8 protein-coding genes are annotated in these 16865 nt (G+C 38.1%); 7 read left to right on the top strand and 1 reads right to left on the bottom strand.

What is annotated here, in order from left to right; translation table 11 throughout:
• Positions 1–8: 8 nt before the first annotated feature.
• Positions 9–4076 carry a two-component regulator propeller domain-containing protein gene (locus CYTFE_RS0123220; protein ID WP_027473779.1) on the bottom strand — a complete coding sequence of 1356 codons (4068 nt, stop codon included), beginning with the start codon at positions 4074–4076 and terminating at the stop codon, positions 9–11.
• 328 nt (positions 4077–4404) lie between these two features.
• Here CYTFE_RS0123220 and CYTFE_RS0123215 point away from each other — a divergent pair, with 328 nt between their 5' ends.
• The 7 genes from CYTFE_RS0123215 to CYTFE_RS0123185 all read left to right on the top strand — a co-directional run bounded on the left by CYTFE_RS0123215 (position 4405) and on the right by CYTFE_RS0123185 (position 16857).
• Positions 4405–5493 carry a glycoside hydrolase family 88 protein gene (locus tag CYTFE_RS0123215; RefSeq protein ID WP_200871308.1) on the top strand — a complete coding sequence of 363 codons (1089 nt, stop codon included), beginning with the start codon at positions 4405–4407 and terminating at the stop codon, positions 5491–5493.
• A gap of 26 nt (positions 5494–5519) precedes the next feature.
• On the top strand, positions 5520–6938 hold the full coding sequence (locus tag CYTFE_RS0123210) for a sulfatase-like hydrolase/transferase (RefSeq protein ID WP_027473777.1): 1419 nt from the start codon (positions 5520–5522) through the stop codon (positions 6936–6938).
• A 60-nt stretch (positions 6939–6998) separates the two neighbouring features.
• Positions 6999–8441 carry an agarase gene (locus CYTFE_RS0123205; protein WP_027473776.1) on the top strand — a complete coding sequence of 481 codons (1443 nt, stop codon included), beginning with the start codon at positions 6999–7001 and terminating at the stop codon, positions 8439–8441.
• A gap of 45 nt (positions 8442–8486) precedes the next feature.
• The gene (locus CYTFE_RS27900; protein ID WP_052343392.1) at positions 8487–10070 is read left to right on the top strand and encodes a sulfatase; all 1584 of its coding nucleotides are present in this window, start codon (positions 8487–8489) and stop codon (positions 10068–10070) included.
• 160 nt (positions 10071–10230) lie between these two features.
• The gene (locus CYTFE_RS27895; protein WP_052343391.1) at positions 10231–11829 is read left to right on the top strand and encodes a sulfatase; all 1599 of its coding nucleotides are present in this window, start codon (positions 10231–10233) and stop codon (positions 11827–11829) included.
• 47 nt (positions 11830–11876) lie between these two features.
• Positions 11877–14978 carry a SusC/RagA family TonB-linked outer membrane protein gene (locus CYTFE_RS0123190; RefSeq protein WP_027473775.1) on the top strand — a complete coding sequence of 1034 codons (3102 nt, stop codon included), beginning with the start codon at positions 11877–11879 and terminating at the stop codon, positions 14976–14978.
• A gap of 25 nt (positions 14979–15003) precedes the next feature.
• Complete coding sequence (locus CYTFE_RS0123185; RefSeq protein ID WP_027473774.1) at positions 15004–16857, top strand: RagB/SusD family nutrient uptake outer membrane protein; 1854 nt, start codon at positions 15004–15006, stop codon at positions 16855–16857.
• The last annotated feature ends 8 nt before the right edge of the window (positions 16858–16865 follow it).

The raw sequence follows: 16865 nt of genomic DNA, 5'->3' as shown, positions 1-16865 counted from the left end.
ACAGCTAACTAACGCTTACTTTTTAAATATTCCTGAGGCGAAAGACCCACATACTTTTTGAATGATTTGGTAAAATACGTATGCGAATTAAAACCAACAGCAAAACCTATTTCATTAATCTTAAGCTCACCTTTGCTCATTAATTCTTTCGCTTTTTCTAATCTCGTATTACGAATAAACTCCGATGCAGATTGGTTGGTGATTGTTTTTAGTTTACGGTGTAAGTGCGTACGACTAAGTCCTATCTCCGCTGCGAGAGACTCTACCGAGAAATTCTCGTTAAGCATATTCTTATGGACTATTCTAAGAGCCTTCTCTACCAACTTCTTATCCATGGACAGGTCTGCAATTTTCTCTTCCCACAAACCTCCACCCGATGAGAATGCTTCACTTAATTTCTTTCTCGATTCTATCAGGTTATCTATTTGAACAATGAGCAATTCTTCCTTAAATGGTTTCGATATATATGCATCAGCACCTATACTTAATCCTGTAAATTTATCCTGTACAGAATTTAAGGCTGTTAATAAGATAACCGGGATATGACTCGTTTTTATATCATTTTTTATTTGCTGACAAAGTTCGCACCCATCCATTTCAGGCATCATCACGTCGCTAACAATTATATCCGGAAAAATTGTTTGAGCATATTCTATGCCTACCTTTCCGTTGGGCGCTTTAACGGTTTTAAAATATGGATGTAAAACCTCACTAATAAAATCGCATAATTCCACATTGTCCTCTACAATCAGTACCAAGGCATCCTTGTGTTTTATATTACCATTTAAATCCACACTCTCCCATTCGGCTGGCGCCCCTCCTTTATCCCAACCATTAGACATTTCACTTAACAATGTTTGATGATCAAAGCGAACATTGGAATCAATAGCAAACTGAACGGCAAAAACAGAACCTTTCTTTTCTTCCGTATAAACCTCCAACCTTCCTTGCATCATATTAACCAACTCTTTTGTCAATGACAATCCAATACCCACATTCGCATATTTACCTTCTTTTCCATGATAAAAACGATCAAAAATTCTTGATAAATCATCCCGTGCTATTCCACAACCATTGTCATGCACACTCACCTCCAAATAATCACCTTTAAACATTTTACCAATCACAAAGCTATCCTTAAACATATCCTTACCATAAACGGCATTTTTCCTCATCACCAGCTTAATCACACCATTATCAGGAGTATTTTTAAAAGCATTGGATAATAAATTAAATAAAATTTTATCAAATTTATCTTTGTCTATCTTAATGCTTATTTGAGACATGTCAACATCCATACTAAATGTAATATTTCGATAACGAGCATGTTCCTTAAAACTGTTATAAATATCAGAACAAAGATCTACAATATTTACATCAACCATTTCCAACTCCATTTTTCCAGTCTCAACCTTTCTAAAATCAATGATCTGGGTAACTAATTTCAACAATCGCAAAGCATTATTCCGCACTATGGTAAGTTGATCAGCCACCTGATCTTCGCCTGCATAGCTTTTCAATAATCTCTCAACTGGGCCTAATATGAGAGTCAGGGGCGTTCTGAACTCATGAGAAATATTGGTGAAAAACTGTAGCTTAAGTTGACTCAGCTTCTTTTCATTTTCCAAGTGAATTTTTTCTATGGTAACTTCATTCTTAAGCTTCTCCTTACTAATAATTTCAACCCTAATCAAATAAGCCAAAACAACAATAGTAATCAGATAAAATAAAAAAGCATACCATCGCTTCCAAAGAGGTGGCGACACCACAATTGCTAGGCTGGTTGGTTCATGGTTCCATACTTCATCGTTATTTGCAGCCAACACCTCAAATACGTATTTGCCAGGTGAAATATTGGTATATATGGCCTTACCAACAAAATCAGTTTCCAACCATTCTTCATCAAAACCCAGCAATCGATACCTAAACTTATTTTTAGAAGGAAATAAATAATTTGAAGCAACAAAATCAAAACTGAAGGAATTTTGCCGATGATGTAGTCGAATTTCCCGCGTATTACTAATATGGTCTTTCAATACAGAACCGATAGTATTGGGCATTACTTCACGATTATTAATAGAGAAATGGGAGATAATGGCAATGGGCGCAACTGGATTTGTCCTGATCATAAACGGCGAAAATCTAATAAACCCATTGGAACCTCCAAAAAACAATTCTCCTGATTTTGATTTATATCCTGCTGAGGGGTTAAACTTGTTATTATAAATACCAGCTTCACTAGTCATGTTACGCGTTTCTAAACTAACAGTATTGATCGAGGTAATTCCATTTTCTGTAGATATCCACAATAAACCATTATCATCCAAAACAATGGCATAAACTTCATTCCCCGACAAACCATCTTCCATAGTGAGTACTTCAAACTTATTATATTCCGGATTATATCTATTTAAGCCGTTTCCATTGGTGCCAATCCAGATAATTCCATCCTCATCCTCCTGTACCGAATAGATAAAATCATTTGACAAACTATTCGTGTCATTTTCCTTTTTGAAAAAACGATAAAATTTATCTTCGGAAGGTACATATTTGTTTAATCCGGATATGGTGGCTATCCAAATATTTCCTTGGCTATCGGAAATAATATTACGAACATAATCATTTGATATTGAATACAAATCTCTCGAACTATGTTTATAACTTCTGGTTTTTTTCGTCTCAAAAGAATAAAACAGCACTCCTTGCGAATAATTAGCAAACCATATACCTTCGTCTGTTGGTGTAATATCCACAATCTGCCATCCCAACTGATGGGGCGAATCAAATAATGAAAAATTCTTTTCAGTACTCTTTTTATACCATATACCATTTCCATAAGTACCTATCCAAATGGTATTCTCCTTATCAATAGCTATGGACTTAACATTTACATCACTTAACTGCCCCAATCTAATGCGCTCTAAATCGTTATTTTTTAAATTTAAACAATACACGCCCCCCCGCTCTGTTCCAAACCAAATGATATCCTCATCCTTACCCTCTGCAAAACAACTAATGACATCATCGGTCAATGTACTTAATAAGGCATTTTTATTATAATGATAAACTGTGTTCATATATTCATCATACATACACAAGCCCCCCATCCATGTTCCTACCCAAATGTTATTTTCAGAATCATTAAAAAAAGACCATATGGACTGATGTGGAATATTATACAAATCCTCATCAGACAAACTGGTTACAAAATGATAGTTATTAATAATATTAATTCCATCATAGGTAGCAACCCATACATTACCCTTCAGATCTTTGGTTAAATCGCGGACTTTCGAATTACTTAAGCAATAGGGAGGGGCATAACCATACTGGTAATGAAACATCTCTTCTCCGTCGGTTAAAGACAAACAAACCAATCCTTGGTTTCCATACCCAACCCATACCCCACTATCATCTACTAATAAAGCCCTGGGAGTATCTCTCAGTCCTTTTGAGAAAAGCACAAAATCCTGTTTGTGAGAATCAAATCTAAAAATTCTACCATCGTATGCGGTGACCCAAAGCTGCTTATTGTGATCTGTATACCCACGATTAACCCTTACATTATCCTCCGTAACAGGAAAGTATTCTACACTGTTTAACGAGGTATCCAGTTTACATACACCAATTTCATCAACAATCCAAAATTGACCGTCTTCATCCTGAAGAAAAGATTGTATGTTTTTTCCAACAATATCACGCTGATTATTTATCAATCTTAATGTTGTAAAACTATCAGTACATCTGTTATATTTACATAGACCATTCTCTGTAGCTATCCAAAATACCTTGCTATCATCTAAATAAAACTGATTAATCCTGTTGGTAGGAATAGCAGAACTATCAGAAGAGTTGGTAGCGTAGCGGGTAATATTCTTAGAATCGTATTTAAAAAGTCCATTATTAGTTCCAAACCAAATAAAACTCAAATCATCTTGCCCAATACACATAACTGAGCTATACCCAACACCCCCTTCCGGAGATATTTTAGCAAAGGTAAATTCACTCAAATCACTGGCACATATCTTAAAAACAAAGAAGAATAAAATCCAAATACAACTATATATTTTTTTCATACATCATAGCATATATCGCTAAAATAATTAAAAAAATCACAATCCTAATGACCTGCCCAACTATATGTAGAACTTATGTATTATACATGTAACATGTGTTCTATATGTTACATTATTTCAATGTATTTGCAACATACATCCTAGTCTCCATACCTATTTAGAGGGTATATTTGTATCGTTACCATTCTGAAATTTAACAACAACTTTTACACAAATGAAAATCACTCATCTACCATTTATTTTCTGCGCGTTTACCATTTCTTTGTCAACAATTTCTTGTTCACAAAGAAAAGTTGACTCCGCATTAAAGAAGAAAATAGAAACTAAAATGCAGGCATCTTATCAAACACATTCAAATGTGCTTACAAATAATACAAAAAACATATTTCCTCGAAGCATAAACCCGGATGGAAAAATTAGATATGTACAAGCTCGCGATTGGACCAGTGGATTTTATCCTGGCATGCTTTGGCTCACCTACGACCTTACAAAAGATTCGCAGTGGAAACATAACGCAAGGTTATACACTGAAAAATTAGAGAATGAGAAATTAAACAACAGAGACCACGATTTAGGATTCAAAATAATGTGCAGTTACGGGAATGGACTGCGCATAACAGCAAATCCAGCTTATAAGGATATCATTATTCAATCGGCAAAAACCCTCATCTCCCGATTTGACAAAAAAGTAGGATGCATAAAATCATGGGACCATCACCAAGAAAAATGGCAATTCCCAGTCATTATTGATAATTTAATGAATCTCGAGTTATTATTTACTGCATCTAAGTTATCCGATGATCCTATATATTATCAAGTAGCAGTGAGCCATGCCAACAAAACATTGGCCAACCACATGCGCGAAGATGGTAGTTGTTTTCATGTGGTAGACTATCATCCTACATCCGGACAAGTTATGCAGAAATGTACACATCAGGGATATGCAGACAATTCCTCATGGGCAAGAGGACAAGCATGGGCACTATACGGATTCACCATGATTTACAGGGAAACCCAGGACAGTAAATTTCTGAAACAAGCTGAAAAAACTGCCCAGTTCATTTTAAACCATCCCAGCTTGGCAAAGGACATCATACCATTATGGGACCTGGACGTACCTCAAAATGCAAACGAACCAAAAGATGCCTCAGCTGCTGCAATTATAGCTTCAGCTCTTTACGAACTAGGATCCTATAGCAAGAAAAACCGTCGTTTCTATTATCAAAAGGCCAACGATATCATAGATTCCTTAAGTAGCCAGACCTACTTCCCCGACAATACATATCAAAAAGGCTTCTTACTGCAACACTCTACCGGTCATAAACCTAAAAACAGCGAAATAAATACTCCATTGATATATGCCGATTACTATTACCTAGAGGCACTAAATCGGAAAAACAACCTTAACGATAAATAATAAATTTTGTTAAAACCTATTTTATCATGAAGCTTATCAATTACATCGTTCTAATATTTACCTTACTTACAACAAGTCCTCGTTTATTCTGTCAACACCCAAAACACCAGAACCCAAAAACAAATGTCATTTTACTGATGGCAGATGATTTAGGCTGGGGTGATGTAGGTTTTAATGGAAATAAGAATATTATCACTCCACATCTAGACCAGATGTCGAAAGAAGGTATTCGTTTTACCAATTTTTACGCTGCAGCACCCCTCTGTTCTCCAACAAGAGCAAGTTGCTTAACCGGTAGAAACCCTTTTCGACAAGGCATATTTGCTGCACACACAGGCGCCATGCGCCATGCGGAGAAGACCATACCTGAAATACTAAAAAAAGCAGGTTACCAAACAGGATTCTTTGGAAAATGGCACCTGGGGTGGATCGAAGCAGAAAAGATAGAATCGCGTGGTCACTTCTCTCCACCATGGCAGCATGGCTTTGATGAAACTTTTGCCACCAAAAGTGCTGTTCCCACTTGGAATCCAACACAAACACCATACAACTGGAAAGGCTTTGGATCAAAAGAAGATGGAAGCTGGGGAGGCTCTATCTATCTTCATAATGGAAAACCTGTCAAAGATAATTTAGACGGTGATGATAGTCGCATCATCATGGATCGGGCTATCCCCTTCATCGAAAAAGCAGTGAATGATGACAAGGCCTTTTTTGCAGCTATATGGTTTCACGCGCCTCATGAGCCTATTTTGGCTGGCCCGGAATATTTAGCCAAATACCCTGACTTGCCCGAAGGTCAGAAACATTACTACGGTTGTATAACAGCAATGGATGAACAAATTGGAAGATTAAGAGCCTATCTAAAACAAATAGGACAAGATAAAAATACACTTATATTCTTTTGCAGCGATAATGGACCAGCTGACCCTGTAACCAAAAAAGGCATCGCCTCTGCCGGTCCCTATCGTGGTCACAAACACCAAATGTGGGAAGGTGGTCTGCGTGTACCCTCCATCGCAATATGGCCCGGACAAATAAAAAGCAAACAAACAACCGACTATCAGGCCAATACAAACGATTACCTACCAACAATTATGGATATCTTGAATATTAATGTGAGTAAGAAAATTCCCTTAGATGGGGTAAGCCTGAAACACTTACTACTAGAAGGCAAAGCACCTAGTCGCTCAATCCCTTACGCTTCGGGTTATATGCGCTCCTATAGCGGTACTGAATTATATGCCTATATAAAAGGAGACTACAAAATATGCATCCCTCAGCAAAAAAGCGAGATGATGCTATTTAACCTTAAAAAGGATCCTGAAGAAAAACATAATCTGGCTTTAGAAAAGCCCCTCCTATTTAACGAAATGAAATCTGAATTAGAAAAAGTTAAACAATCATGGAGAGCAAGTAGAGAGGGAAAAGATTACAAATGGTAAAATCAGATGAACCGAAGCCATTCAAGACAGCACTATTAAGCAAATAAAATACACATCTTAATGAAGTCATTCACAAAATATTTCAACCCCACCGTTTCTTTTCTAATGGTTCTTTTATTAAGCTGCAGCATACATAATAGGCAAAAAAGCAAAGCATCCGAATACCTAATGGTAGACGCAAAGACCAAAGCATACCACAAGGATGGAACAAGGTCATACAATGACTACCAACCATTTAAAACAAGAACCATCAATTTACTGGCCGATTACCAGCAACCCAAACAAGCACCTGATCTTAGTATCTACGGAGGAGACATGAGTCAGCAAGTAGAAGCTACCGGATATTTTCATGTAAAAAAAGTAGGTAGCAGATGGTGGGCTATAGATCCGCTGGGTTACAAATACGTTAATATTGGGCTAAACAGTGTAAAAACAGGAAAAACCAAAGTAAGTAAAGATGCACTGCAACAAAAATTCGGATCCAAAGAAAACTGGACACAAGAAACAATGCAACTCTTACACAACCATGGCTTTAACTGTGCAGGCTCATGGTCCGATACCGAAGCCATTATTGCCTATAATAAAACAGCAGAAAGACCCATTGCCTATACCGTAAACTGGAGTTTCATGTCGAGCTACGGTAAAAAAAGAGGAGGAACCTATATGCAACCAGGCCATACAGGTTATCCCCAAGATGCCATCTTTGTTTTTGATCCTGAATTTGAATCCTTTTGCGATACACACGCCCAACAATTGGCAAAATTAAAAGACGATCCTCATCTATTTGGTCATTTCTCAGATAATGAAATGCCTTTTAAATTTAAGGCTTTAGACAACTACCTTTCTTTACCCACTGACGATTACGGCTATATGGCCGCCATAAAATGGTTAAAAGACAATGGCATCAGTAAAGATTCAATAAGCAATAAAAACAGAGCCGCTTTTATGGCCTTGGTGGCCGATAAATATTTTTCAACGGTTGCTAAAGCCATCAAAAAGTATGATCCCAACCATATGTATATTGGTGCACGCTTTTATAGTAATGAGAAAAACCATGCTGCATTTATGAAAGCAGCAGGTAAACACCTGGATCTTATTTCAACCAACTATTACAACTATTGGACGCCTGACTCTGCACAAATGGACAACTGGACCAAATGGACTAACAAACCATTCATTATAACAGAGTACTATACCAAAGGTGAAGATTCTGGCATGGGAAATACATCCGGTGCCGGTTGGATTGTGCGTACCCAAAAAGACAGAGGTCTATTTTATCAAAATTACACTTTAGCCTTATTGGAATCCAAAAACTGTGTAGGATGGCACTACTTCAAGTACATGGATAATGACCCCAATGCAAAAGGCGTAGACCCCTCTAATATAGATGCCAACAAAGGTATTGTTACGGCTACATACGAACCATGGACTCCCATGCTGGATGAAATGAAACCCCTCAACTTGCAAGTATATCACCTTATCAAATACCTTGATCATAAGTAAACCCATACAATCGGCAAAATCTAACTAAAAAATCAATTTTACGGGATGAAACTCACAAAAAATAAAATATTAAACACCATAGTTATTGCTATCTTATGGGCACAAACCACCACCTTCAAAGCCCAAAGTAATGACAATGATCACCCCAACGTAATCTTCATCTCCATTGACGATTTAAATGACTGGGCCGGCAAGCTAAATATACATTCCCAAGCCATTACACCCAATATGGATTACCTATTCAATCAAGGTGTCTTATTTACCAATGCCCATTGCTCTCAAGCAGTATGTACAGCCTCTCGTAATTCACTGCTAAGCGGAATACACCCCACCACTTCAGGTTGGTACAGTTCAACCAGTGCCATGCGCAAAACATACGATCAGGTGATGGGTGACCATAAAATGCTACCTCAATATTTTAAAGACAATGGTTACAAAACATTGGCTGTTGGAAAAGTTTTTCATGGTGGGGTATCTGATTACAAAAACAAAACACAGGATTTTTGGGACATTACTGCACCCAATTATAAAGTACCAAAGGACTTAAAAGATCGAGGTGATGGTTACGGGGGAACAAAATTCTACCCTTTCCCCCAAAAAGGCAGCCAGATCATTAACCATTACGGCAAAGAATATTCTAATGGTCACTCTTTATGCTATGGTGCCCTTGAGCGAGAAGATATGCCAGGAGGCAAAATGTTTGACGAACTAATTACGGAATGGGCAGTGGATCAACTACAAAAAGAGCATCAAAAACCATTTTTTATGGCGGTAGGCTTTGTTCGTCCTCACGTCCCCTATACAGCTCCAAAACATTTTTTTGATTTATACGATCTAAATAAAATAAAACTACCTGAAATACCAGAAAATGAATTTTCAGATATCCCTATCATGGGAAAATCAATAGCCTTTGGTACCATTAAAAACGGCGACCACAATGCTGTTGTTAACCTAAGTAACACTTATTGGAAAGAATTAATTTATGGCTATTTAGCATGTATATCATTCGTTGATAACGAATTAGGTAAAATAATCCAAGCCCTCGAAAATAGCAAATATGCCAACAATACACTTATTGTCTTATGGTCTGATCACGGACAGCACTTGGGAGAAAAGAGACATTGGCGCAAACAGGCCCTATGGGAAGAATCCACCCATGTACCCCTCTATTTCAAGCTTCCTGGAAACCAACAACAAAAAGCAAACTGTAATCAAGTGGTTAGTTTATTAGACATCTACCCTACTTTGGTCGACATATGCGGCCTGCCTGAAGCTCCCAAACTAGAGGGCAACAGCATTCTCCCCCTCATTAAGAATCCTAATTTAGAGTGGAATAAACCAGTACTAAGCACTTGGTATTATAAAAACCACGCTATCAGAAGTCAGAACTGGAGATATATCCAGTATCGTGATGGCAGCGAAGAGTTATATGATCACAAAATTGATCCGGGTGAACATACCAATCTAGCCAATGACCCAAAATATAAAAAGGTAATTGAAGAACACAAAAAATGGCTACCCACCCAAAATGCATTACCGGCAGGTAAAACTGAATGGAAAGGTGACAAACTGGATCAGCGCGCAAGCCAATGGATCAAAAACGATTCAATACCTGCATGGTTAAGATGATCAATACATCAAAAAAAGGTTTTGACCCGCAAGTCAAAACAACAAACGAACATTATATAATACAATACACATGAAACGAACCATGATAAAGTATTACGCACACAGGAGTGTGGGTAATTTAAGCCATTTCCATGTGATCTTAAAAATAAATTACAAACATATGAAACATCAGATAATCATTTTGTTAGGCCTACTCGTATGCACACAAAGCTGCTCTGATCATCATGAGAAAAAAGAAATAAAACAACCCAATGTATTATTTATTTCTGTTGATGATTTAAACGACTGGATAAAACCATTAGGTGGTCACTCACAAGCCATTACACCAAATTTAGACAAACTATTTAACCATGGTGTTTCTTTCACCAATGCACATTGCTCACAAGCAGTATGTACAGCATCTCGTAATTCTGTCTTAAGCGGACTGCATCCTACAACAACAGGATGGTACGCATCCACCAAAGCAATGCGCACAAATTACACTGAGGTAATGAAAGACCATATGATGCTACCCGAATATTTTAAAAACAACGGTTATAATACCTATGCAGCCGGTAAAGTATTCCACGATGGAGAATCTGATCATCCTTCTCAAACAGATAATTATTGGACTGAATATTCTCCTCACTTCTGGAACAATATGGAAGAACATATTAAGGAAGCTGGATTTGGTTATCGCGGTAGAATGTTTTACCCTTTTACCAAGGACGGAGGACAATTGGTTCAACTATATGGCGAAGACACTATTAATAATTACTATAAATCCAATAACCGATTTTATTCACTATGCGGTGGACCTCTTTCTGAAAAAGAAATACCCAAAGGCGGTATGTATGATGAACAGATCGCGTCTTGGACCATCGATAAGATATCAAAAAAGCAGGACAAACCATTCTTTATGGCTGCCGGATTTTTAAGACCTCATGTTCCATATACAGCTCCCCAAAAGTATTTTGACATGTACCATATTGACTCAATAAAAATACCCGATATTCCTGATGATGAAATGCATGACATCCCCTTGATGGGAAAATCCATCGCCTTCGGACGAACACCCAATGGAGGTTGGTATGATATCAGCAGAAAAAAAGAAATTTTACCGGAATTAGTTCATGCTTATTTGGCCTGTGTCACATTTGTAGACGACCAAATTGGAAAGGTATTAAATGCTCTAGAAAACAGTCCTAATGCAGATAACACAATCATTGTATTATGGTCTGACCATGGTCAACACCTAGGAGAAAAACGTCATTTCCGTAAACAAGCACTTTGGGAAGAATCAACGAGAGTACCATTATTCTTCAAAATACCCACCCCAAAAAATAAAAAAGCACAAAGCCATCAAGTGGTCAGCTTGCTTGATATTTACCCAACACTCGTTGATTTATGTCATTTACCCAAACTACCTAAACTGGAAGGTACCAGTTTAGTTCCCCTACTGGAAAATCCACAGACAATCTGGGATAAACCGGTTTTAAGCACATGGTATTATAAAAATCACGCCATACGAAGCAATAACTGGAGATATATACATTATCGCAATGGCGAGGAAGAACTATACAACCACCAAAACGATCCGGGAGAACACATCAATTTAGCCAGCGACCCCCAATATGCAGCGATTATTGAAGCTCACAAGAAATGGCTTCCCAAAAATAATGCAATCCCTGCCGGAAAAAATAAATATACGGAAGATACACTAGATAAACGAATCAAGGAATGGATAAAAAATGACTCTATCCCCTCATGGCTTAGATAAAAACTAAAATTAAGACCTATGATAATAATTTGTTAAACCTCAATGAAATGAAAGAAAATCTCAACTTAATTAAATCTACCATTCTGTTTCTGCTGCTCATATTTGCATCGGGTCAAATACTGGCACAAAACAGAATGATTACCGGAACCGTTATCGGTGAAGATGGCTTAGGAATTCCCGGAGCAACAATTGCCGAAAAAGGCACAGAGAACGGAACCATTTCGGATATGAATGGAAAATATTCCATTCGCGTAGCAAGCAAAACCCAAACGCTTGTATTTTCCTTTATTGGAATGGAAACCAAAGAAGTAGACATTGCTAACAGAAACATCATCGATGTAACCATGACTTCAACCATCGTAGGAATGGACGAAGTAATAGTGGTGGGTTATGGGGTACAAACCAAAGAGAGTATGCTTTCGGCCATCGATCAGGTAAGTGGCGACGAGCTCGAATCCCTGAGAGCCCCCAATGTTTCCAGTGCACTTTCTGGTATGTCTCCCGGACTGATCTCCGTTACCAGTTCTGGCCAGCCCGGAGAAGATGGTGCCAGCTTGTATATCAGAGGACGCTCATCGGTAAATAACGATGAGGCATTGGTAGTAGTAGATGGTGTAGAACAGCTATCCGATTTTTCCTACATGGATCCCAATGAAATCTCATCCATTAGTATATTAAAAGATGCAGCCGCAACAGCGGTTTATGGTGTTAAAGGAGCCAATGGAGTCATTATAATTACCACCAAGCGGGGTAGCATAAGCAAACCAAAGTTATCCTTCAACTCTACCTTCACCTTTAAACAGCCTACCAGTCCTGTAGAAATGGCTAATTCATACGAAACGCTTTCCTTATACAACATTGCCAGTAAGAATGATGGACAGTTTGACCAACTCATTTCTGATGAAGCACTTCAACATTATAAAGATCAGGACATGCCATACCTGTATCCCGATGTAGACTGGTATGATGTATTAACAAAGTCCTTTTCAACAGCTCAAAAACACAATTTTTCTGCACGTGGAGGAACTGCCAAAGTAAAATATTTTCTTTCCTTAGGGTATACCCACGAAGGTGATGCCTTTAAAGAAGTGGATTTAGATTTGGGCTATAAGTCAAAAAACACTTTTGATGTTTTGAGCTACCGTACCAATCTCGACTTTGACCTTAGTCCAAGCACCACATTCAAGACCGATTTTGCAGGAAGAATGCAGACTAAAAATGAAGCATCCTCCTTGAGTTTTACATCTGATTTCTATGACTATCCCTCGTGGGCATCTCCGGTCTATTATCCTGGGGAACTATTAGAAGAATATCCGGATGACAATCCCGTTCATCCCGATTCAAGTACAGACAGATGGGCTTACAACAACCTGATTCAAAACTCTAATAATCCATATACTATCCTCCATGGAAGTGGATTAGACACCCGGAGAAGGAATGTTCTTACCGCCAATTTTGAACTAACACAACAGCTAGATTTTATAAGCAAAGGATTATCCGTTTCGGGTAGATACAACTTTTCTCTTAATTATCTTTTTTTACAAGAAATTAATTACACCCCTCGAGATTTTTATTTATGGGAAGATGGCACTTGGGAAAATGTAGACGGTGAAGATGCGCAACAAGGCAATGCCTCCATTGGTACTGAAAAAAACACCTATAAACAAAACCAATCATATTATAATCTATCCCTAAATTATAAACGAAGTTTTGGCGCTCATAACATAAGTGCACTATGGCTTTGGAGTCGCAAAAAAAAAGAAACACAAAGCGATTTTCCTTTATTCAAGGAAGACCGCGTAGGACGCTTTACCTATAACTATAACAAACGATACTTTATCGAAGCCAGTGGTGCACAAAATGGTACCGATAAGTTTGCTCCCGGTAAAAAATTCGGTTTCTTTCCTGCTGTCTCCATCGGATGGAGTCTAGGCAATGAAACCTTTGTGAGAAACGCATTGCCCTTTGTCAACAAATTAAAAGTTCGGGCCAGCTATGGCCAGTCTGGCAGTGAATCAGGATCATCTGCAATGATGTATCTATCTACATTTGATTACATTAGCAGTGGAGACGAAGCCAATTACAGGATGAAATTTGGAGACGATTTTAATGACTCCGGAGACTTATTAACCCACTCCATTTTAGGAAATGAAAATGCCACATGGGAAACAGCGACCAAAAAAAATATAGGTGTTGATTTTACCCTCTTTAAAAACCATATAGTAGGTAACGTCGATTTCTACAATGAGGAAAGAGACGGTATTTTTGTAAGCCCTCAAGACATTCCATCCTATTTGGGTACTACCGCTAAAATACAAAAAGTAAACAGAGGTGAAACCAAAAAACACGGTTACGAAATTGAGCTCAAATATATCAAGCAGGTAAATAACGATTTCAACTATTCGATTACTGCGGCATACGGATTCAGCGAGAATAGAAGAGGAGATATGGCCGAAGGCATCTACGCCGAAGACTACTTAAAAGACCAGGGAAAACCGCTCAACACCAATAAAATATTAATGACAAATGGTTTATACCAAAACATCGACGAAGTTTTGAATTCTGTAATTCCAACTTTTGGAGGAAACTGGATGCCTGGCGACATCATGTATGTAGATTACAATGCTGATGGAGAGATAGATGAAGTAAAAGATAAAATATTTTATGGCGACCCCAAAACTGCCAGCACAATTTTCAGCCTAACACTAAGAGCGAATTATAAAAAATGGCACATCCAAGCCTTTATCTCAGGACAAGATGATGTAAGCGCCAGCGCTACCGGATTCTACTTTCCTTTCTATCAGGAAAGAGCCTCACAGGTACGTCCAGAACACTTTAATTACTGGAGTCCCGATAACGCAGATGCTTCATGGCCTATTACTCATTACACCTCTACTGCTTATAAAAACAGCACCACCAGTAATACATATACCTTACTGGATGCCAGCTTTATTCGACTAAAGAATGTAGAACTATCTTACGATTTACAATCTAACAATCGTATTCTTCCTTTTAACTGTACCTTATTTGTTAGCGCTTACAACTTATTCACCATCACCGATATGAAATACGGTGATCCAGAAGGTGGAAACGTAGGTAACTACCCCATATTAAAAAGGTACAACCTCGGCTTAAAAGTTAATTTCTAATGGTAACCTTCTTTAAAAATACAAAATGAAAAATATACTATATATTATCTTATTTACGCTAGTCTTTTTCAGTTGTGGAGAAGATTATCTGGATAAATCAGAAGATGTTGATATTATAACAGAAGAAGAAGTTTTTTCTACTTACTACAATATGCGCAAATATGCCGACAACATGTATAATATGATATTCAACACCAATGCCATAGAAGTAATGGGCGATAACAAGCACTATTCACACCCCATTGTATATAGTGATGAAGGAATTGCTTCCTATCCCCGTACACAATATGACGCAGGCATCGAAGGCAATTATTTATACTACACTCAAAAAGGTTCAGGTAATGGGTTATATGAATTCACCTTTCCATTTGAAGCAGGTTGGCAAGGTATCCGTATTGCGAACATAACCATAGAAAGAATAGATCAACCGGATGACATTACAGAAGAACAAAAAGACTTCTTAATTGGCGAATGTGCATTTGTTAGAGCCATGTGTTATTTTCAAATATTAAAACGCTATGGAGGAATGCCCTATTTCAGAAACTCCTTGGATTTAAATGAATATTTGGGTTACGATCGCTTAAGCTATTACCAAACGGCCCAAGAAATTGCTGCCGATTGTGATTTGGCTTTCGATAAGTTACCCCACACCTGGGATTCTTCTAATACCGGCAGACCCATAAAAGCTGCCGCCTTAGCATTAAAATCAAGGGTTCTGTTATATGCAGCAAGCCCCACTTACAATACCGAAAACGATTATTCAAAATGGGAAGAAGCAGCCGTAGCAGCCAATCAACTTATTGAATATATTGAAAGCGACAATACCTACCATTCTCTCATTGATGCATCGGAAGCCATAGAGTTGGATGTACAAACGGTAGATGGTGAAGACTATCTAAAAGGATCACCGGAGAAACTGACTGCTTATCGCGAAATATTTATGAATCACGTATTAAACAGCGAGATTATATTTAGTTACTATCGCGAAACAAACCACTATTACAACAACACCATGCCAGGTAGAGTCTTTTTTACCAAGGATTACTTGAAAAACAAATATAGTCTGGGTGCCTGTCCTACACAAGATGTAGTGGATTGGTTTGAAACACAAAACGGCCTTTCCACTGAAGATGATCCTACTTTTAACGAACAAAACCCTTATATAAATCGAGACCCCCGTTTCTATAACGACATCCTCTACAACCAGGTGTCGTGGCCCAATGGAAAGAATGGAGACGAAGTGCAGACTTACGCCACCGGTCCCGACGGCAGTGTAGGAAAAGATTACCGTAAAAAAAGTTCCGACTGGCCCAATTCATACACTGGCTATATGGCACGTAAGTTTTGGCCCGAAGGAATATCAGGAAGTACAACAGCAGGCAAGGTACCATTTATTGTACCCGCAGTATGGTTCAGAGTTTCGGAAGCTTATTTAAACTATGCTGAAGCGGCCTATGAGGCTTCCGGAAGAAATAACTTTGAGGCTACCTACCCTGCCAATGCCCTCTACTCTGCACAACAGGCGGTCAACAAAATAAGAAACCGCGTAGGAATGCCCAATATAAATAGTCAATATTTAAACCATAACGACTTCATACAACGCATTCGAAATGAAAGAAGTGTTGAGTTTTGCTTTGAAGATGGACATCGTTGGTGGGATATTCGCCGATGGCATATCGCACATACGGATGAAATCAGAACTGTTTACAGAACAAATCTCGATTGGGTGGGCGTCAGTCCTGAATATCCAACAGGATATATGTTCTCAAAAGTACAACATGAAATAGTGAAAGGATTTGAAGAACGCCACTATTTATATCCACTCAAAGATGATGATGTGGCAATACATATAGAATTTGATCAAAATCCAGGATGGTAAATTAAATC

This window comes from Saccharicrinis fermentans DSM 9555 = JCM 21142 (assembly GCF_000517085.1).
Taxonomy (GTDB): domain Bacteria; phylum Bacteroidota; class Bacteroidia; order Bacteroidales; family Marinilabiliaceae; genus Saccharicrinis; species Saccharicrinis fermentans.
Note: the sequence above shows the minus strand (reverse complement) of the source record. Positions and strands in the feature narration are given on the sequence as shown.

Coding starts and splice junctions, on each gene's coding strand:
- CYTFE_RS0123220 (WP_027473779.1), bottom strand. CDS start 4,076: ATGAAAAAAATATATAGTTGTATTTGGATTTTATTCTTCTTTGTTTTT.
- CYTFE_RS0123215 (WP_200871308.1), top strand. CDS start 4,405: ATGCAGGCATCTTATCAAACACATTCAAATGTGCTTACAAATAATACA.
- CYTFE_RS0123210 (WP_027473777.1), top strand. CDS start 5,520: ATGAAGCTTATCAATTACATCGTTCTAATATTTACCTTACTTACAACA.
- CYTFE_RS0123205 (WP_027473776.1), top strand. CDS start 6,999: ATGAAGTCATTCACAAAATATTTCAACCCCACCGTTTCTTTTCTAATG.
- CYTFE_RS27900 (WP_052343392.1), top strand. CDS start 8,487: ATGAAACTCACAAAAAATAAAATATTAAACACCATAGTTATTGCTATC.
- CYTFE_RS27895 (WP_052343391.1), top strand. CDS start 10,231: ATGAAACATCAGATAATCATTTTGTTAGGCCTACTCGTATGCACACAA.
- CYTFE_RS0123190 (WP_027473775.1), top strand. CDS start 11,877: ATGAAAGAAAATCTCAACTTAATTAAATCTACCATTCTGTTTCTGCTG.
- CYTFE_RS0123185 (WP_027473774.1), top strand. CDS start 15,004: ATGAAAAATATACTATATATTATCTTATTTACGCTAGTCTTTTTCAGT.